This is a genomic window from Candidatus Thiodiazotropha sp. AKIB8 (genome assembly GCF_058244675.1).
This window is the reverse complement of sequence record NZ_JBSYOO010000041.1, coordinates 108,029-127,236: the sequence shown is the minus strand read 5'-3', so window position 1 is coordinate 127,236 and position 19,208 is coordinate 108,029. Positions and strand designations below refer to the sequence as shown.

The window sequence follows — 19,208 nt, the reverse complement described above, 5'->3', positions numbered from 1 at the left end:
TTTTTGGACAATCCTCAGAGCCTCTGAAACAATGCCATCGGATTGTCGCCGGCGCTATTCTACAGCGCCTCTGGGCCATTGATAAAGTGCCAGTATTTCTCGCTCTGTTCCAGTTACGGGATTGAGACAGGAATATGTAAAGCTCCAGCTGAATCGTGAACGATAAAAAAGGAAGATCTTGATGCAAAGATTGATGACGGTAATGACCCTGTTTCTGTTTGCCTTGGGCACTGCCCAGGCCGAAGTTGTGGAACACCAGCTGGAAAATGGAATGAAGGTGATTGTGAAGCAGGATAGACGAGCACCGATTGCGGTATCCCAGGTGTGGTACAAGGTTGGCTCAAGCTATGAGCATGGTGGCATTACCGGCGTCTCGCATGTTCTTGAGCATATGATGTTCAAAGGCACTGAGAATCATCCCCCTGGACAGTTTTCCCGCATCGTTGCAGCGAATGGTGGGGATGAGAATGCCTTTACCGGCAGGGACTACACAGCTTATTACCAGACCATGGCGAGTGATCGGCTGGAAGTCTCCTTCGAGCTGGAGGCCGACCGGATGAGGAACCTGTTACTGCCAGCAGAAGAGTTTAAAAAAGAGGTTGAGGTGGTCAAAGAAGAGCGCCGTATGCGTACTGAAGACAAGCCTCAGTCTCTGACCTACGAACTTTTTCTTACTGGTGCCTACCAGGCATCCCCTTATCGCATCCCAGTAATCGGATGGATGTCTGATCTGGATGCATTGCAGGTGGAAGATCTACAGGTTTGGTACCGTAAATGGTATGCACCCAACAATGCGACACTGGTGGTGGTCGGGGATGTGGATCCCGATCAGGTGATTAAATTGGCTGAGCAATATTTCGGTGTGCTCAAGCCTGAGCCGATCTCCATGACCAAACCACGAGATGAACCAGTCCAGCGAGGGGTAAAACGATTAGCACTGAAGGTGCCAGCCCGACAACCCTATATGGTGATGGGATTTAAAACGCCAGTAATTGGTAAAGCCGAGCAGGAGTGGGAACCCTATGCGCTTGAGATGTTGACCTACATTCTCGATGGTGGAGCCAGCGCACGACTGGCGAGCAATCTGATACGGGGCAGTCAATTGGCGGTCTCGGTGGATACCCGCTACAGCGCTTTTTCGCGACTTCCAAGCATGCTTATCCTTGATGCAGTTCCTAAGACAGGTGTTTCAGTTGAGACGGTTGAAACAGCAATCATCAAAGAGCTTGATCGGTTCAAGAGAGAGTTGGTCACCGAGGAGGAGATGGCCAGAGTGCGCAATCAGATCATAGCCTCCAAGGTTTTCGAGAAGGACTCGGTCTTCTACCAGGCCATGCTGATCGGCCAACTTGAGACTGTCGGGCTTGATTGGCGATTGGCCGATGAGTATGTCGATCATCTGAAGGCTGTAACCGCTGAACAGGTCAAGCAGGTCGCTGAAAAGTATCTGGTTGATGATAATTTAACTGTTGCAGTGCTTGAGCCTCTGCCAATGGATGAGAGTGATATGAAGCAGTCTATAGCAGGAGGCCGCCATGCCCACTAAATCAGTGATTCGTCTTTTTATTCTATCTGCATTGACGCTGTTTTCAGGGCTGCTTGCGGCTTCTCCCAATATCGAGACATGGGAGACCTCGAATGGTGCAAAGGTACTCTATGTTCATGCACCTGAAATACCCATGGTTGATATCAGGGTGGTATTCGATGCCGGCAGCGCAAGAGATGGGGATAAACCGGGAATAACCTCTTTCACCAATACGCTTTTGACAGAAGGAGCAGGAGATTGGAGTGCCCAGCAGATAGCTGAGCGCCTGGAAGGGGTGGGTTCACAACTGGAATCAGGCTCATTAAGGGATATGGCTTGGGTCTCTGTGAGGTCTTTGACTGATCCTGAAGTGCTCGATCTGACCCTCGAAACCCTGTCTGCAATACTGGTCAAACCCCGATTTTCAGCAGATGACATTGCCCGAGAGCGCCAATCAATACTGGCTGGGTTGATCAGGGATGAGCAGTCTCCGGGGAGTATTGGTAAAAAGCAGCTCTACCAGCTGGTGTATGGTGACCACCCCTATGCTGCAGATCCATCGGGCACTAAAGCATCGGTTGAATCGATAACCCGTGAAGATATTCAGCAGACACATCGACGACTCTATGTGGCTCGAAACGGACTGATTGCGATTGTTGGGGCAGTGGAACGGGATCTTGCGGCTGTGCTTGCAGAAGAGGTGATGCGTGGTCTGCCGGCTGGAGAACACACTCCCCCGCTTCCCCCGGTAAAATCAATTGAAAAGGAGATTGTTAAACAGATACCCTTTCCATCTACTCAATCCCACCTCTATCTAGGTCAGCCTGGTTTGAAACGGGGTGATAAGGACTACTTCTCCCTCTATGTCGGTAATCACATTCTCGGCGGTAGCGGTTTGGTCTCACTACTGAGTGAAGAGGTGAGGGAGAAACGTGGGCTGAGCTATAGTGTATACAGCTACTTCCTGCCAATGCGTCAGCTCGGTCTCTTCCAGCTCGGTCTGCAGACAAAAAATGAACAGGCTGAGGAAGCATTGGAAGTGGCGAAAAATACCCTGTCGCGTTATATCTCAGAAGGGCCGACAGAAGAGGAGTTGAAAGCGGCTAAACAGAATATCACCGGTGGATTCCCTTTGCGAATAGCCTCCAACGGAAAGATTGTGGAGTATCTTGCTGTAATCGGTTTCTACGAACTACCTTTGGACTATCTCGATGTTTTTGTTGAACAGATTAGAGCCGTCACCAAAGAACAGATTCGTGATGCCTTCCAACGCCGTGTTGACCCTGAGCGTCTGGTACGGGTGCAGGTGGGTAGATTCTCTAATCCATTGGCTCAGGCTGATGGTAAGCCCTAGTCGACCCACTATCCCGCTCAATAAGTGTGCTCAACAGTGGTTGTACAAGAAATGATTAGAGAAGAGTAGATGTCCAATCAAGTAGCAAGCCAAGTTCGCATAATCGGTGGTGAACACAGGGGAAGGAGGCTTCCCTTTGCGGATCTTCCTGGTCTTAGGCCGACGGGGGACCGAGTTAGAGAGACGTTGTTCAATTGGCTGCAACCAAGAATCGTGGGATCGAGATGTCTGGATCTGTTTGCCGGAAGTGGTTCCTTGGGAATGGAAGCCGCCTCAAGAGGTGCCAGTCAGGTTGTGATGCTGGATACGGCTTCTGCGGTGGTTAGACAATTGGAGGAGAACCGGCGGAATTTAAAGTTAAATCAGGTCACTGTGGTGAGAGCTGATGCGCTTCAATGGTTGGAACAGGAGCCTGCAACCTTCGATGTGGTTTTTCTTGATCCCCCCTTCTCTGCTAATCTTCTTGGTCCCCTGTGTCAGAAACTGGCTCAGGGATGGCTGGCTGCCGATGCCCGGATCTATCTTGAAGAAGAGACCTCCAGGACATTACCGGTTCTGCCTGAAGGTTGGCAGCTATTGAAGGAAAAGGTGGCAGGGCAAGTCCGATATGGCTTGGCCAGTGCGCCACTGCCCGGATGAGGTTTGCAGTCAGGGTTGATAGGCCCGGTTTAACTGAAACCCCATGGCTGATGTGATAATTGTCATTCAATACTCAAGCTTCTGCTACTATGATAATTCCGTTTAATTGCTAGTGAAATATGATTAAAGCCGTATACCCTGGAACTTTTGACCCCATTACCAACGGACATAGCGACCTTGTAAGAAGGGCGTCGGAACTGTTCGATCATGTCATATTGGCGGTGGCTAAAAATCCGGGGAAAAACCCCGCATTTGATCTGGAACAGCGTCTTGCCCTGGCACAAACTGTACTGGGGGGGATCGAAAATGTTGAGATTCTTGCTTTCGACACGCTGCTGGTGGATTTTGTGCATGAGTGTCAGGCAAACGTAATTCTTAGAGGGTTACGTGCTGTTTCAGACTTCGAGTATGAATTTCAATTGGCAGGTATGAATCGCCGTTTGGCACCGGATATTGAGACTTTATTTCTAACCCCGGCCGAACAATTTGCATTCATATCATCCGGATTGGTCAGAGAGATTGCCGCCTTGGGGGGCGATGTTTCTGAATTTGTGCATGCCAATGTACAAAATGCATTGAGTCAACGCTATAGCTAGCCTAAAATTCGGCGCCGTGACTCTGACAGTGTTATCTAGGACGCTGATTTGGAGTCAACAAGCCTTGGGAAATAGTCTAAACATCCGAACGAGTAGGAGAGAACCGAATGGCATTATTAATCACCGATGAATGCATCAATTGTGATGTCTGTGAACCCGAATGTCCCAATGGGGCGATCACACAGGGTGATGAAATCTATGAAATTGACGCTGACCTTTGCACGGAATGCGTAGGTCATTATGAAACCTCACAATGTGTTGAGGTCTGCCCGGTTGACTGTATTCCTAAAGATCCTGAACATGAGGAGAGTTATGAAGTACTGTATGCCAAATACCTCAAGATCACTGGCGAATCCGAATAAAACGATGGCGCTTGCCACGGGATTGTTTAAGGCTCCTTTGCGGAGCCTTTTTATTTTGCTTTTCTGTATCAATTCGGCATGGGCATTAGAAAACCCCCAAAATGCAGCGATAGCCAGTGCTCATCCTCTCGCGACCGAGGCGGGTCACAAAATCCTTCGCCTGGGTGGCAATGCCTTCGATGCTGCAGTTACAGTGAGTGCGGTGTTGGCTGTAGTCGAACCCTATAGTTCGGGGTTGGGAGGCGGGGGATTCTGGTTACTACATCGCGCAAGCGATGGTTATCAGACCATGATAGATGGTCGGGAAAAAGCGCCATTGGCGGCTCATCGTGATCTCTATCTGGATGAAACGGGTGAAATTGTCACTTCCAAATCGATCGACGGGGCACTCGCTGCAGCCATTCCTGGGGCTCCAGCAGCCCTAGCTCATCTGGCAGAGCACTATGGAAAACTGCCACTAGAAGTTTTACTTCAACCTGCCATCGATATCGCCAGAAAAGGCTTTGAAGTCGATGACTTCTATCGGCAAATGGTGAAGTGGCGTCTGCCTGTACTACAGGCCTATCCTGCCTCCTCTGCACAATTTTTGTCCCAGGGGGAGATACCACCGGCAGGTTACCTGATAAAACAGCCAGAGCTCGCAGATACCCTGCAAAGGCTTGCAGATGAAGGGAGAGATGGTTTTTACCAGGGAGCGATGGCGCGACAGCTGGTAGAGGGAGTTAAAGCGGCAGGTGGAATCTGGAGTCTGGAGGATCTGTCCCAATATCAGGTCATCGAGCGTAAACCGATCACCGGCTCATATCGGGGCTTGAGAATCACCAGTGCTGCACCACCCTCTTCAGGGGGGGTGGCGATCCTGACTATTCTCAATATTCTCGATCAGATGGACTATGCCGCCTTACCGGAGCCGCAAAAAAACCATCTGTTGATTGAGGCGATGCGACGGGCTTATCGCGATAGGGCTGAATATCTGGGAGACACTGACTTTGTTGAAGTACCGGTTGCGACCCTTACCCATCCCCTTTATGCAACGGGATTGAGTCGTGGGATTGATATGCAGCGTGCCACCCCAAGCGTCCTGGGTGAAAAAGCCGCACAGGGGGAGGGTCAGGACACTACCCATTTTTCCATTCTGGATCGGCAAGGGAATCGGGTATCGGCAACATTGAGCATTAATTACCCCTTTGGTTCCGGTGTGGTTGTTCCAGGCACAGGGGTTCTGTTGAATGATGAAATGGACGATTTCTCTGCCAGTCCGGGTGTGCCAAATGTTTATGGTCTTGTCGGCGGCGAGGCAAATGCGATCGAAGGTGGGAAGCGCATGCTCTCAAGCATGAGTCCTAGCTTCGTGGAAGATGACCAGCGAGTGGCCATTTTAGGTACGCCGGGGGGGAGTCGCATCATCACCATGGTGCTGCTTGGGATCCTGGAGATGGCAGAGGGAAAAGGGCCGGATAGCTGGGTCAAACGCCCCCGATTCCATCACCAGTATCTACCTGATCAGGTGCAGTTTGAATCGGATGCCTTCACCGAAGAGCAGCTGAAGCGATTAACTTCCATGGGCCACAGCTTTAAATCCCTGCAGAGAAAGTATGGCAATATGCAGGGGGTTATGTGGAACAAACAAACCGGTGAAGTAGAAGCAGCAAGTGATCCCAGAGGGGTGGGGATGGCGAGAATCGAGTAGATTAACGTTAAAAGTCGGTGATTATTTGCAAAAAAGTTCTAAAAGTTGGAATCTTGCCATTGAATTTGTTTAACTTTTGGATCAAGCTTCCGTGCCAGATGTTACTGCTCTTTACAGTCTGGGATTTGTAGATACTTGTTAAACGGTGGGGAGCCGGATTGCGCAATGTTCTACTCGATCGGGTACGCTCTAATCTTTGTTGGAGTAGACTAATCGGGCATTACAGGGCGAAGCCCTCGTTTTTGGGAGCATCCCAAATAGGCCGTTGATAGTTTTAACCCCAGGGTTGGGGTTTATCGCATGAGATACCTGGAAAGGGTCTATTTGGGAAACTCTGTATCGACAAAAACAGCTGGAAAGGTACGGAGCGTCTGCCACACAATGTAAAACTCACAAGAGAGATCGAGAGTAATTATGAAAACTACCATCAAAACTGCCGCTATGATTCTCAGTCTTGGTCTGTTCGCAGGTTGTGCTACCAATAGCAGCCTGGAAGCTGATGTAGCAAACGCTCAAGCTGCTGCAGACGCTGCCATGAAAGCTGCGAAAGAGGCTCAACTGGACGCTGCCACTGCTCAGGGTACAGCTGATGCTGCCATGAAAGCTGCGAATGCTGCCAAAGATACTGCCGAAGCTTGTAACGAGCGTTGCGGTCGTATGTCTGAGAAAGCGATGGCCAAGTAAAGGTATATCGTTAAGTCGGGCGTTTCTTTTTTGTAACGCATTGGCTATAGAAACCCCCGTTGGAAAATGTTTCCACGGGGGTTTTTTATTGGAATCAATAGAGAATCAGGCGATTAGAGAAATAGTTTTTCTGATGGCAGCGATTTTCAGTGGCTATCCGCCACCTCGTTCCCTTGCAAAAGGTAGAGCGGCATAGGTAGACCTGTCTGCTGATCTGCATAGGTTTGCAGCTGTCTCCAGTCTGGGCGACGGTTATCTTCAGTCAGCTTACTGATTACAGCATCGATCAGTTCAGTTTGGTTGTGGCCGTTTTCCGCCACATATTCAACCAGGGGAGGGTGTACCTGTACATAGAGCTCACCCTTCAACCAGCCTGCCTTATAGGGCTTGTCAATGATTCGCACCGGAATACCGGTTTCAACTTCATCGAAGAATTGTTTGATATTTTCCGGATAGAGGCGAATACAGCCGTGGCTGACCCGCATCCCGACCCCAAAAGGCTTATTCGTACCATGCAGTAGATATCCACTCATGCCTAAATAGACAGCATGAGTGCCCAGAGGGTTGTCAGGGCCCGGAGGGACCACTTCCGGTAATGGGTTACCATCCGCTTCATGTTCTTTGAGAATCGACTCAGGAACCGTCCAGCTGGGGCCCTCCTTCTTGCCGATCACCTTCGTCACTCCAGTGGGTGTGCTCCAACCCTCTCGACCGATGCCGATTGGGTAGGTGATTACCACTGGTCTCTCTTTGGGGTAGTAGTAGAGGCGTAACTCGGCCAGATTGATAACAATACCCTCGCGTGGGCCAGGAGGGAGTATATATTGCTGAGGTACGACTATCTCACTGCCCTCACCAGGCAACCAGGCATCGACCTCTGGGTTGGCTGCAACCATTTGGCGATAGCCTATATCATAGACTCGGGCGATATCTGAGAAGGTGTCTTCATAGTGTGTGGTCAGTCTGAAGTGCCGACCCACAATATCGTCTCCCTCAGCAGGCAGGTCAAAAGTGACCGCCATTAAGGGGCTGGCGAAAGAGGTCAAGAAAAATAACAGTAGAGGGAGCTTAAAATGCATAACAATCATATAGACAAAACAAACCTAATATAGATGAGTTTACCTCAGATGTCGGCACCATGGCTGAGAAATGTTGGGCACTTCAACAATTGTTTAATTATTAGACAATAAATTTACTGTCATGGTCCTTTTAAAGAATCAGGTGTCAGGGTCGATAGCAAATGTAGGGCCTTGTACTGTTTGATTTTTTTTGGCTCAACTATAAATTGCTGAAGGTCATATGCTGGAAATGACCCGCCAACCAAGCAAATAACTTACAGATGCTATTACCAGAGCCCTCGGCTGTGCATAGACTATTCCGGCAAAGTTATTGGTAGGCGCAATATTCAACCATGAGATATTCCGGATACGATGAAGAACAGGACAAGGCATGAGGCGAATAGCGCTTATTAACCAAAAAGGTGGGGTGGGCAAAACCACCATAACCACCAACCTGGGTCATGCCTTGGCGCTTGCCGGACATAGGGTCATGGTGATTGATCTCGATCCTCAAGGTCAACTGGCATCGAGCTATGGTCTGTTTCGTGCGCCGACCAAAGGGATTGACCGGGTGTTGATGAATGAACTTGATCTCTCTGCTGTCAGGCAGGGAATCCGGGATTTTCTAACCCTGATTCCAGCAGGGGAAAAACTCCAGGAGATAGAATATCTGCAGGATGGTGGGGCAACTCGGGCGCGATTACTGCGAGAGGGACTTGAGGATGTGACTGAGGATCAGGATTTTATCCTGTTTGACTGTCCCCCCTCTTCAGGTTTGCTTGTGGCAAATGCGATTTTTGCCGCTGATGAGGCGTTGATTCCAGTCAGTGCTGATCATATGTCACTGAATGGCCTGGTGATGATGCTGAAAACACTAAAAAAATTCGAGCCCTATCTGAAAAAGCCACTCACTCAATGGATTGCCTTGAATCGGTTTTTTCCACGCAGAAAACTCTGTAAAGAGATCGCAGAAAAATTACAAAACCACTTTGCTGATCAGTTACTGACAACACCTATACGTGAAGCGGCGGCGATTGCTGAATGTCCAGGGGTTGGGCGCACCATTTTTGAGTACAAGCCCTCGAGTCAATCGGCGAAAGAGTTCAAGGCTTTGGCGGATGAGCTATTGAATCGGGTTGACCACCTGCAGCAGTAGCTCTGAGAGTTAGCAAAATTGCCCCATGGCCCACCAGGTTTCCCAAGCTGAATTGAAATTCATATGCATCGGCAGAGTACCCTATATTTGTGTTGTTGATCCCTCTCTTCCGTGGGGAGAGGGCTTCAGCAATCATGGTCTGTGTCGATATTAGCTAGTGTAGAGAATATATAAGCCTTGATCAGGAGCACCCATGTCCATAATCAGCGAACTCTCTGACGATGAAAAAACAGTAACTCTGAAAATTGCCGGTCGATTTGATTTTTCCACACATCAAGATTTCATGCAGGCCTACAAAAGCTATCCAAAACGTGAAAAGTTATTCATAGTGGATCTTGCTCAGACTGATTATCTTGATAGTTCAGCAATGGGTATGTTGTTGCAATTGCGTGAGCACAGTGCTGCAGAAGAGAATAATGTCGTGCTGATAAACGGTAATGAAGCGGTGCGGGAGATCCTGCAGATCGCCAATTTCGGAAAGCTCTTTACCATTCAGTAAGCGCCCAATCTGAGTTAATCTTCAGGCCTGATACCTGGTAATGGTGCAAATTATCGGTACTTTCCGGTATGCTGGCACCTTTTTTTCCAGGGGTAGCATTCATGGGTTTTAAATGCGGTATCGTGGGTTTGCCGAATGTTGGCAAGTCGACACTTTTTAACGCCTTGACCAAGGCGACGATTGCAGCGGAAAACTATCCCTTTTGCACTATCGACCCTAATGTCGGTGTGGTTCCCCTGCCGGATCCCCGACAGGATGTGATCGCCGGGATCGTGAAGCCGCAGGCGATCATCCCGACCAGTATGCAGTTTGTGGATATTGCCGGTCTGGTGGCCGGGGCCTCCAAAGGCGAAGGGCTAGGTAATAAGTTCCTGGCCAATATTCGCGAAACCGACGCCATTGCTCAGGTAGTGCGCTGCTTCGAAAATGATGATGTTGTGCATGTCTCCGGTCGGGTAGATCCTGCTGGTGATGTGGATGTGATCAACACCGAGTTGGCGCTGGCCGATCTGGAATCGGTGGAGAAGGGGCTGGACAAAACTGCCCGTCAAGCCAAAACCGGTGATAAGAAGATACTTGTGCGTAAAGCATTGCTGGAATCTGTGCGGGACCATTTGAATAGCGGTAAACCGGTTCGCAGTATGGATCTCAGCGAGGAGCAGGTCATTGAGTTACGGGATCTGTTTCTATTGACCATTAAGCCTGTGCTCTATGTTGCTAATGTGGATGAGGGTGGATTTGAAAATAACCCCCATCTCGATACGCTGGTGGCGCTGGCGACAGATGAGGGAGCCGAGGTTGTACCGGTCTGTGCTGCCATCGAAGCCGAAATCGTTGAGTTGGACGAGGAAGAGCGGGGTGAGTTCCTGGCAGACATGGGTCTGGAAGAACCTGGCCTGAATCGGGTTGTTCGTGCCGGCTATCAGTTATTAGGTCTGGAGACCTATTTTACCGCAGGGGAGAAAGAGGTTCGGGCCTGGACAATTCCTGCCGAAGCCACAGCACCTCAGGCTGCGGGGGTCATACATACCGATTTTGAGCGGGGATTTATCCGTGCAGAGGTCATTGCCTATGAGGATTTTGTCGCCTGTAATGGCGAGCAGGGTGCTCGGGAAGCAGGCAAATTGCGCTCTGAGGGTAAGGAGTATGTGGTCAAGGATGGGGATGTTATCCATTTCCGATTTAACGTCTGATATTGACACTTGGGTGAGGCATCAGTATATTCCTCGCCCTTCAACATAGCTTCTGGCAAGGTAGCTCAGTTGGTTAGAGCACAGCACTCATAATGCTGGGGTCGGCAGTTCGAATCTGCCCCTTGCTACCAAATCAAAAAGGCCTGACATTCGTCAGGCCTTTTTTCGTTTCAATAACTGCCTTGCCGTGAGCCAGCACACGACGGCTGAGTGTCGTAATACTTATGGTCTGATCAGTAAAGCCGAATTGACGATAGAACTCGGCTGCTTGAGGTATATTAAACCCGTTTTTAGCATGTTTTTTTGTGCAAGCTTGAAAGCTAGACTCCCCCCACTATTTATCAATATTCAATTAATCCACCGAATGCCGAATCGGCTGCATAGCATGGTCCATGGTGACTCTATCTCGTTCCTGTTACTGAACGAGTGGAAGCAGCTTGGCAGCATATGCGAAAAGTGAGAAATATGTTGTTGTTTAATAACTTATCCCCTCATTTGTCGGATATTCACTCTATTCACACCCAATTGGAAAAAATCAATGATTGCGTTAAGAATTGCAGTATTTTCCACTTTTCTTCTTGCATCACCTGTTAAAGCTGATGACTGGCGAAATGACAGCAGCCCTGAAGAGCAGCTTGAGAATCTGCTCAGATTAGTGCCAGGGACATCCCACTGGATGTTTGAAATCGGTGAGCGCTACAAGAGCCTCTACTGGGCTGCAAAACAGGCTAAATGGGAGTTCGCCCAGTACCAGGTTGAGGAGATTGAAAAGTTGATCAAAGTTGTGCAGCTTGCCAGACCGAAGCGTGCAGAGACGGCTGAGGAGTTTTTACAGACTGGATTGCCGGCCATTGCGGAAGGGGTGGCATCAAAAAACTGGGATAGCTTCAAGCAATCATTCACAAAGCTTAATCAGGCTTGTATGACCTGCCATGGCAAGAACGACCACGCCTTTATCTCACTACCACTGGAACCAGCAACGGCTGCCAGCCCTGTGTTAAACCTGCCTCGCCAGTAGACGTTTCTACCACTGCAGTTGCCGGTATATATGGTACGGTTGGCCTGTCCTTTTAATATCAGAATGTTAGGGTTAATAGTGTCAGAGAAAAGGGATTGAAATATGCCTTGGTGGAGAGGCTGAGTAGTAGGGCTGGGTTTTTTCTCTTTCCTCAAAAAACAAAAGGCCTGAACTAGTCAGGCCTTTTGTTTATAAAGCTCAGTTTCTGTTTTACTGTTTGGCGGGGTTATCCCACGCAAGGTGGATCAAGGCACTGCGCCTGATCTCAGTGAGGCGGTCAGTGAACTCCTGAATGTTTTCATCAAGTAGTTCCGTCAGCTCCAATTTTGCAACACGTTCAATCATCAACTGATTTCTCTTATCAAACAGCTCTTGAATCAGATGCTTTTCACGAATTCTCGAAAGTGGAATTACCACATTCGTGGTTGGATCTGTAGTTCTGACTGTAAGCGATTTACGTCGTTGCAATAACTCCTGATCCAATTGAAGTATCTCGGCGTCGATGTTGTCGATGACTTCCAATTGCTCATCCAGCAAAGCAAACAGGTTATCCACCCCCTCTTCGACCCAGTTTTGAATCTCCTGGAGATGCTGGGTTTTAAGCAACTGCATAATCTGGATATTGTCGGGCATTGAGAGCAGGTGTTCGAAAACCTCCAGCCAGCCCTCTTCACGATAGTTGAACATCTTATGCATGTAGTGGAGAAGCAGGCCGACAGATTCACTGTAGTCGTAGCTGGTAAAGTTCTGACTGACGGAATTAAGAATATCGGCGAAGTTGACCGCAGTACTGGTGAAGGCTTTGTTGTCCTCAAGGCGTAAGCCGTGAGAATAGATCTTATTCAGGCGCTTGAGCATGCGGCCATAACCATCTGCTCTGATCTGGCTTTTGTTGGAGCGGATAAATCCTGAGACCTCGTTGAGCATTTCACGCAACTGCTCGATATCAACCACACCATCCTCTTGAGTAAGAGTTTCCTCAAGATAGTCAAAGTACTGTTTGATAATTTTGCAGGATTCATCCTGCGCTAGGATGGGTAGCTGCTCAACATTACCGATCCTGAAAGGGATGACCCGATCAGTGGTAGGTTGTGTTGATGTCTGGTTTTTCATCCAATTGTCCGTTTGCGAGCCGAGATTAGCAAAAAAACTTCACTACACGAGACACTATATTAATATTTACTTATATGGTCAAGTGTTTTTGACCATATAGGGTATGATATTGTTCATTCGCCAGCACTCAGTGGGTTTAGCGGCTATCGACCCATATACTTTAGCCGGAATTCGACTGTTTGTGAGCCTAACCTAATGATAACATTAGATTAAAGCGTTTTTTTGTAATAAATCATAAAATTTGTGGTTTTCGGTAATTCTGAGGGGGAATAATGACTCAAAGGGGTAACTATGAATAGTGCGAATACAGCTTGGATTATGACATCCACGGCTTTGGTTTTATTTATGACCCTACCAGGATTGGCCATGTTTTATGGCGGTCTGGTAAGGACAAAGAACGTTCTTTCCGTGTTGATGCAATGTTTTGCCATTGCCGGCATGGTATCAATTTTATGGCTTATCGCTGGTTACAGTCTTGCTTTTGGTGAGGGAAATGCCTGGATAGGGGACCTGAGCCGGGTGCTGATGTCAGGTGTTGGCAAGGATACCTTGTCAGGGGATATCCCTGAATCACTGTTTATGCTGTTTCAGATGACATTTGCGATCATCACCCCGGCGCTGATCGTTGGTGGATTTGCCGAGCGTATGAAGTTTTCCGCGATGCTGCTGTTCAGTGCGATCTGGTTGTTTTTAGTCTACGTGCCGATAACCCATTGGGTATGGGGCGGTGGCTGGTTGGGTAGTATGGGGTTGTATGACTTTGCCGGCGGGACTGTAGTTCATATCACTGCAGGTGTCGCAGCATTGGTGGCGGCTTTGGTCATGGGCCCCAGAAGGGGATTTGGCACCGCATCTATGATGCCCCACAACATGACCATGACAATCACCGGTGCAGGGATGTTGTGGGTTGGTTGGTTTGGCTTCAACGGCGGTAGTGCACTCGCTGCCGATGGGAGCGCATCCATGGCTATGCTGGTGACCCATATTTCTGCAGCTACCGGGGCGATGACCTGGCTGGTTCGTGAATGGATCAAATTTGGAAAACCCAGTGCTCTTGGTGCAGTAACCGGCATGGTTGCAGGCTTAGGTACCATTACCCCTGCTTCGGGTTTTGTTGGTCCTGCCGGTGCGCTGGTGATCGGTCTTTTGGCGGGCATCATCTGTTTTTCCGCAACCAATTATCTTAAACAGATCTTGAAAATCGACGACTCTCTCGATGTTTTTCCGGTTCATGGTGTCGGCGGCATTTTGGGAACTCTGCTTGCCGGGGTTTTCTGTTCAACCTCCTTGGGTGTTTTTTCAGGTTATGGCTTTGCAGATGGCATAGAGTCCATGGGCGCTCAGCTCTGGGTTCAATTAGTCGGTGTGTTGGCGACGATTGTATTTACTGCGGTGGTAACCTTCGGCATCCTCAAGCTGGTAGATATGCTGGTTGGCCTGAGAGTCAACAAGGAAGAGGAGATCGAGGGACTCGATATTGTTCTGCATGACGAGCGTGGTTACAACGAACTCAACTGACTTTAGATAAGGGGACTCTAACCCGCTTCGCCAATCAGGCGGAGCGGATATCCCCCGCACAGGTTGTGTGAGGAGGAGATCGGCTCGCAACAGATGCTGAGGTGTTGCTTAGGCTTTTCGGTAGCTCGCTAAGGCGCTGTCTGTTTCATGGAGAGAGACTTCAACTACGGGAAAGCCGCCGGCTTCAACATAGTCAAAGATCAAACGTGCGATATTTTCCGCAGTCGGGTTTACCGGCATGACATAGACTGGTTCACCCGCTTCCTGTAACAGAGGTAATACCGGATCCTCAGAGTGCAACAACATGTTGTGATCCAGATGTTGATTGATCCACCGCTTGACGTAGTCACCAATCTCCGAAAAATCACAGACCATCCCAAGCTCATCGAGCTGTTTCGATTCCAGGTGAATCACTGCAGTGGCATTATGGCCATGTAGATGACGGCATTTTCCCTTGTGATTCAATAGCCTATGGCCGTAGCAAAAATGGATCTCTTTGGTAACCGTATACATTGTCTGGGTGTCATAGATTTGATCGATCGGCAAGTATACGGGGTGGTGATTGGGTTCGCCAGTAGAGGGATTGTTCGAGCGGCTAAATAGGAGGAATAAAGGATTTAACTGCTGTGCCGTTAATTTAAAAAAGCAGTTATACGTCGGGTTGATATGAGTGATTCAGAAAATTTTGAGTTTTTAGATGCTGCTAGGGACGCTGTGGCACAACTGAAGAAGTTGTCACGTGATTTCCCTCATCTGGCAACACAACCGGTTCGACACGCTATTGAAAACTGGAATGAGGATCTTTTTCGTCGCGGAGAGCTTATTTGGGAAGAGTATCAGCGTGTCATGGCAGAGAAGAGTGCCGTGGAGATGCGCGTCTTAGAGCTGATTGAAACACATCTTCTTGACGATACGATTGATATTATTACCAGTGAATTCGGTAAGGATTTCAGCTACTACGATCTTATCGATATTGCAGGTAGGGATCGCTATGTCGATGCGCTAACCCGGGAAGCCGCCGAATTGAAAATCAACGCCATCTCACCAGAACAGACTGCAGATCTTTGGAATGGCAGTGGAAGGCCTACACTTGGCGGTGATCGCTGGAATGCAACTGCTGTGTCGGTGCTGGTCGGGTAGATTAAGGGTTACACAGCTGATAAAAAGCATCCAGTGTAGAGGTGGCTTGAGTCAACCAGATAGCGGCCATGGAATTCAAATTCTCTGGGGAACGGGATAGCACACGATTTCGTGGGTATAAATTTAAAGCGCTTATTCTCGGTGTCGATTTCAAGAGAGACTGACTGAAATCCCAAGTGCTGGCCAAGCATCGGGTGGTAACATTTGTAGATACTCTCCTTGGCGCTGAAAATCAGCCTCTCCGGCAGTATCTCGACAGATTTCATGGTTAGGCTATCTTCTGCGGTATGAATATACTGATCGACCCCTTTTGGTAGTGGCTCTAAAGGTTCTACGTCGACTCCGAGGCCAAACATATCCTCTGATTTTGCACAAACAGCTACACAGGCATCACGACAGTGGCTGATACTACCCAGGTAACCTGGAGGCCATATCGGTTGTCGGCTCTTCTCCCGAAGTAGTGGAAGCCATGGCGCATTCAATTGCTCCAGCGCCTGATGAGCTGAATGACGTCCGGCACGAAACTCCTTTTGCCGTTTCTCAACCGCGCCTTCGATTAAGGCCTCCTCTTCTTTGCACAAAGGGGTGTTCCACATCGACGCTTCAGCCTTGACGATAATGGCATTGGGTGGGAACAGCTGTGCAAGATCATCGGTCATGAGAATATCCGGTCTAACCTGTCAGAGTGGTGGATTGTAGCAGTCATCACTATTTTCCATATACCCTTTTCAGAATCGTCAATTAGTATGACGCACCACACTAGCACAGACCATTTACAGAGAATTTATAACTCCCCTTGACCCGAAGCTTCTATCCATGCAATGCTGAGTTCATGATTCAGATCAAACCGACCAACAAGATGGTGACCATGCGCCGACTGTTCCTCTGGGCAGCAGGCGTACCATCTGTGGTTCGAAGATCAGGTTAAACGACAGTTTTTATACCAGGATTTTTTAAAAGGCCGCAGATGGAAACATCTGCGGCCTTTTTCGTTATGGAGGGAAATATCATGTCTGTACCAGCCGCCTATGTTGGGGTGTTGCTGATCTGGGGAACTACACCTTTGGCCATTCAATGGAGTGGTCAAGATGTGGGATATCTGTTTGGCGTCACTGGGCGTATGTTAATCGGTGTGATTGTGGCGTTGTTGGTTTTGCGTCTGTTTGGACTGAGTCTGGTTTGGCATAAACAGGCTCGACGCACCTATCTGGCGGCTGGTTTGGGTATATTTGTGGCGATGACTTCTGTCTATTGGTCTGCTCAGTTTATACCTTCCGGATGGATCTCTGTGATATTTGGTTTATCGCCGATCTTTACAGGATTGATGGCCCGTATATGGTTGAAGGAACAAGGTTTGAACTCGTCAAGACTGATTGCAGTGTTGGTCTCTCTGGTTGGCTTAGTGACAATTTTCACTGTCGGTATGGAAGCTGGTGTTGATTTTGTGTTTGGTCTGGCTGGTATGTTGATATCAGTCACAACCCACTCTGCAAGTGCAGTTTGGGTGAAACGGATAGATGCTCAGTTGCATGGCTTGGTGGTAACCACGGGTGGTTTGCTGGTGGCGGTACCACTATTTCTTCTGAGCTGGTTCCTGCAGGGGGAGAGCTGGCCTCAGGAGATCAGCGACAGAACCTTGTTATCGATTATCTATCTTGGGGTTATCGGTTCTGTGCTTGGGTTTGCACTCTATTTTTATATCCTGCGATATGTAGAGACCACCAAAGTGGCCTTAATTACACTGGTGACTCCGGTAATGGCGCTGTTGGCTGGCCACTGGCTTAATTCAGAACATATCGATGAACGTGTCTGGTTTGGAACCGGAATGATTCTGTTGGGGTTGTTGCTGTTTGAACTGGGTGGAAAACTCTCTGCTCAGTTTCGGTTCAACAGGGCAAGAGAGAGTGAAGGCCAGTAGGTGATGATCAATACCGCGCCAAACAGGAGTAGAAACCAGGGAAGGGTGGCGCGGTATATTTCAGTGATCGGCTTACCAAAGCGGTAGCTGGCGATGAACAGGTTCATTCCCACTGGTGGTGTGAAATAGCCAATCTGCATATTGGCCAGAAAAATAATGCCCAAATGTACTGGGTCAATACCATACTCTATAGCAACTGGCAGCAGCAGTGGCACCATCAGCACCAATGCAGAGAAGATATCCAGCATGGTGCCGAGTATCAAGAGAAAGATATTCAGCAATATAAGGAAGGTGAGTGGGTCATCTACACGCTCGTGCAACCAGCTGAATAACATTCCCGGTACATCACTATCGATCATGTAGTTGGTGGAGGCCAGAGAGAGACCGAGGATGACCAGTATGCCTCCGACCAATAGCATAGCTTCATGCATGATACGGGGGAGCTGTTTAAAAGGTATTTCTCTATGTATGAAGAGTTCCACGAACAATACATAGACCGCAGTGACTGCAGCGGCTTCTGAGATGGCAAAGTATCCACTGTAGATGCCACCCAGTAGTATGACCGGAAGCGGCAGTTCCCAAATAGCATCCCTTAAAGCAGATTTCGCTTCGCTGTAAGAGAAAGGGATGAGTTGTAAATGACGGCCGGAAAAGAGTCCCCAGGCCATCAGTATGAACAACATCAACAGACCAGGAAGAATGCCCGCTAAAAACATATCATCAACTGTAATAGAGCCGCCAATACCCAGCTGTTGTGCAACTACCGCATAAAGTATCAAGGGTAGTGCCGGTGCGAACAGAAGACCCAGACTGCCTGAAGTTGTTACTAATCCAAGACTGAAGTTTTTTCGATAGCCGGCTTCTTTTAGTGCGGGGTAGAGTAAGGCGCCAAGCGCTACGATTGTTACCCCGGAGGCTCCGGTAAATGCAGTAAACAGTGCGCATGCAATAAGTGCAACAAAGGCCATGCCACCTGGCATCCAACCGAGCAGGGCCTGGGTCAACCTGACCAGGCGACGAGGTGCGTTGCCTTCACTCAGGAGATATCCTGAAAAGGTGAAAAGAGGGATCGCCAGTAATACCGGGGTTTCTGCCAATCTGAAAAATTCGATTGCCACTACAGAGAGATCAATCTCGGATTGGTAGAAGCCCCAGAGCGCTCCTGCACCAATTACTGCAAACAGTGGCGCACCGCTTAATGCCAGTAGTATCAGTCCAATTGTGACAATCATGCCGGTTTCTTGTCCATGAACTGAAGCGGGATGTTGATGGCGAATCGCAAACACATGGTGCTGAAGCCGATAGGTATGATTATTTCACCCACCCAGGCGGGTAGACTTGAAAATAGTTTCGCCCCATCCTGCCATTCTATGTAGACAAAACGTGTAGAGTGCCAGGCGATGACTCCGCAGATTAAGGCGCTGAAGAGATTATGTATGACTGAAAGCCGCGCCTTGTTGCGATTTGAAAGATAGTTAGAGAGTAGATCAATACGAATGTGCCTGTTTTCACGGGTAGCAGCGATAGCCCCTAATAATGCGACCCAAAGTACCATGATACGTAAGCTGGGGTCTGCCCAGATCAGTCCGGAATCAAACAGGTTTCGTAAAAAAATCTGGCTACCTGCCAACAGAATCATGCCGCCCAGCAAGAGTGCTGTGAGCAGTTCTTCGAACAGGAGAATATTACGTCGAATGGATTGCAGTGTGATGGCCATGAGGATCAATTATAACCGTATATCATTA

The 19,208-nt window shown here is 48.7% G+C and carries 20 protein-coding genes and 1 tRNA gene; 15 read left to right on the top strand and 6 right to left on the bottom strand.

Going from position 1 to position 19,208, the window contains the following annotated elements:
• Positions 1-181: 181 nt before the first annotated feature.
• The 7 genes from AC4IFB_RS14395 (at position 182) to AC4IFB_RS14365 (ending at position 6,850) form a co-directional block, all read left to right on the top strand.
• Positions 182-1,546, top strand: coding sequence for a M16 family metallopeptidase (locus tag AC4IFB_RS14395; protein WP_490777551.1), 1,365 nt, complete (start codon positions 182-184; stop codon positions 1,544-1,546).
• Entirely contained in the window at positions 1,536-2,879 is a 1,344-nt protein-coding gene (locus AC4IFB_RS14390) for a M16 family metallopeptidase (protein ID WP_490780520.1), read from the top strand. Before AC4IFB_RS14395 ends, AC4IFB_RS14390 begins: the two co-directional genes overlap by 11 nt.
• Positions 2,880-2,948: 69 nt before the next feature.
• Positions 2,949-3,518 carry a 16S rRNA (guanine(966)-N(2))-methyltransferase RsmD gene (gene rsmD, locus AC4IFB_RS14385; RefSeq protein WP_490780519.1) on the top strand — a complete coding sequence of 190 codons (570 nt, stop codon included), beginning with the start codon at positions 2,949-2,951 and terminating at the stop codon, positions 3,516-3,518.
• Positions 3,519-3,637: 119 nt separating this feature from the next.
• A complete protein-coding gene (gene coaD, locus AC4IFB_RS14380) occupies positions 3,638-4,114 on the top strand; it encodes a pantetheine-phosphate adenylyltransferase (protein WP_490777548.1) in 477 nt (158 codons plus the stop codon).
• A 107-nt stretch (positions 4,115-4,221) separates the two neighbouring features.
• The gene (locus tag AC4IFB_RS14375) at positions 4,222-4,476 is read left to right on the top strand and encodes a YfhL family 4Fe-4S dicluster ferredoxin (protein WP_490777547.1); all 255 of its coding nucleotides are present in this window, start codon (positions 4,222-4,224) and stop codon (positions 4,474-4,476) included.
• A 4-nt stretch (positions 4,477-4,480) separates the two neighbouring features.
• A complete protein-coding gene (gene ggt / locus AC4IFB_RS14370) occupies positions 4,481-6,166 on the top strand; it encodes a gamma-glutamyltransferase (RefSeq protein WP_490780558.1) in 1,686 nt (561 codons plus the stop codon).
• Between the two features lie 414 nt (positions 6,167-6,580).
• A complete protein-coding gene (locus AC4IFB_RS14365; protein ID WP_490777546.1) occupies positions 6,581-6,850 on the top strand; it encodes an Lpp/OprI family alanine-zipper lipoprotein in 270 nt (89 codons plus the stop codon).
• A gap of 146 nt (positions 6,851-6,996) precedes the next feature.
• On the opposite strand, the gene AC4IFB_RS14360 is transcribed toward AC4IFB_RS14365, so the two are convergent.
• A complete protein-coding gene (locus AC4IFB_RS14360; RefSeq protein WP_490777545.1) occupies positions 6,997-7,872 on the bottom strand; it encodes a L,D-transpeptidase family protein in 876 nt (291 codons plus the stop codon).
• Positions 7,873-8,299: 427 nt separating this feature from the next.
• Here AC4IFB_RS14360 and AC4IFB_RS14355 point away from each other — a divergent pair, with 427 nt between their 5' ends.
• From AC4IFB_RS14355 to AC4IFB_RS14335, 5 genes are all read left to right on the top strand, one after another.
• Positions 8,300-9,064, top strand: coding sequence for a ParA family protein (locus AC4IFB_RS14355; protein WP_490777544.1), 765 nt, complete (start codon positions 8,300-8,302; stop codon positions 9,062-9,064).
• Between the two features lie 193 nt (positions 9,065-9,257).
• Complete coding sequence (locus AC4IFB_RS14350) at positions 9,258-9,563, top strand: STAS domain-containing protein (RefSeq protein ID WP_490777543.1); 306 nt, start codon at positions 9,258-9,260, stop codon at positions 9,561-9,563.
• Positions 9,564-9,664: 101 nt separating this feature from the next.
• Positions 9,665-10,756, top strand: a complete 1,092-nt coding sequence (gene ychF, locus AC4IFB_RS14345; protein ID WP_490780518.1) for a redox-regulated ATPase YchF — start codon at positions 9,665-9,667, stop codon at positions 10,754-10,756.
• Between the two features lie 54 nt (positions 10,757-10,810).
• Positions 10,811-10,887 (top strand) — tRNA-Met (locus AC4IFB_RS14340).
• A gap of 407 nt (positions 10,888-11,294) precedes the next feature.
• The gene (locus tag AC4IFB_RS14335; protein ID WP_490780517.1) at positions 11,295-11,774 is read left to right on the top strand and encodes a hypothetical protein; all 480 of its coding nucleotides are present in this window, start codon (positions 11,295-11,297) and stop codon (positions 11,772-11,774) included.
• A gap of 210 nt (positions 11,775-11,984) precedes the next feature.
• On the opposite strand, the gene AC4IFB_RS14330 is transcribed toward AC4IFB_RS14335, so the two are convergent.
• Entirely contained in the window at positions 11,985-12,887 is a 903-nt protein-coding gene (locus tag AC4IFB_RS14330; protein WP_490777540.1) for a hypothetical protein, read from the bottom strand.
• Positions 12,888-13,178: 291 nt separating this feature from the next.
• On the opposite strand from AC4IFB_RS14330, the gene AC4IFB_RS14325 reads away from it, so the two are divergent.
• On the top strand, positions 13,179-14,405 hold the full coding sequence (locus AC4IFB_RS14325; RefSeq protein ID WP_490777539.1) for an ammonium transporter: 1,227 nt from the start codon (positions 13,179-13,181) through the stop codon (positions 14,403-14,405).
• 108 nt (positions 14,406-14,513) lie between these two features.
• On the opposite strand, the gene AC4IFB_RS14320 is transcribed toward AC4IFB_RS14325, so the two are convergent.
• Positions 14,514-14,918 (bottom strand): 6-pyruvoyl trahydropterin synthase family protein, encoded by a 405-nt coding sequence (locus AC4IFB_RS14320; RefSeq protein WP_490777538.1) that lies wholly within the window; start codon positions 14,916-14,918, stop codon positions 14,514-14,516.
• Positions 14,919-15,071: 153 nt separating this feature from the next.
• Between AC4IFB_RS14320 and AC4IFB_RS14315 the strand changes: the two genes are divergently transcribed.
• The gene (locus tag AC4IFB_RS14315) at positions 15,072-15,545 is read left to right on the top strand and encodes a hypothetical protein (protein ID WP_490777537.1); all 474 of its coding nucleotides are present in this window, start codon (positions 15,072-15,074) and stop codon (positions 15,543-15,545) included.
• Positions 15,546-15,553: 8 nt separating this feature from the next.
• Here AC4IFB_RS14315 and AC4IFB_RS14310 read toward each other — a convergent pair whose 3' ends face one another.
• Positions 15,554-16,204, bottom strand: a complete 651-nt coding sequence (locus AC4IFB_RS14310) for a 4'-phosphopantetheinyl transferase family protein (RefSeq protein WP_490777536.1) — start codon at positions 16,202-16,204, stop codon at positions 15,554-15,556.
• 350 nt (positions 16,205-16,554) lie between these two features.
• Between AC4IFB_RS14310 and AC4IFB_RS14305 the strand changes: the two genes are divergently transcribed.
• Positions 16,555-17,463 carry a DMT family transporter gene (locus tag AC4IFB_RS14305; RefSeq protein ID WP_490780516.1) on the top strand — a complete coding sequence of 303 codons (909 nt, stop codon included), beginning with the start codon at positions 16,555-16,557 and terminating at the stop codon, positions 17,461-17,463.
• Here AC4IFB_RS14305 and AC4IFB_RS14300 read toward each other — a convergent pair.
• Both AC4IFB_RS14300 and AC4IFB_RS14295 read right to left on the bottom strand, forming a co-directional pair.
• Entirely contained in the window at positions 17,421-18,695 is a 1,275-nt protein-coding gene (locus AC4IFB_RS14300; protein WP_490777534.1) for a TRAP transporter large permease, read from the bottom strand. The two genes, AC4IFB_RS14305 and AC4IFB_RS14300, sit on opposite strands and share 43 nt — an antisense overlap.
• Positions 18,692-19,180, bottom strand: coding sequence for a TRAP transporter small permease (locus AC4IFB_RS14295; protein WP_490777533.1), 489 nt, complete (start codon positions 19,178-19,180; stop codon positions 18,692-18,694). Before AC4IFB_RS14295 ends, AC4IFB_RS14300 begins: the two co-directional genes overlap by 4 nt.
• Positions 19,181-19,208 lie beyond the last annotated feature (28 nt).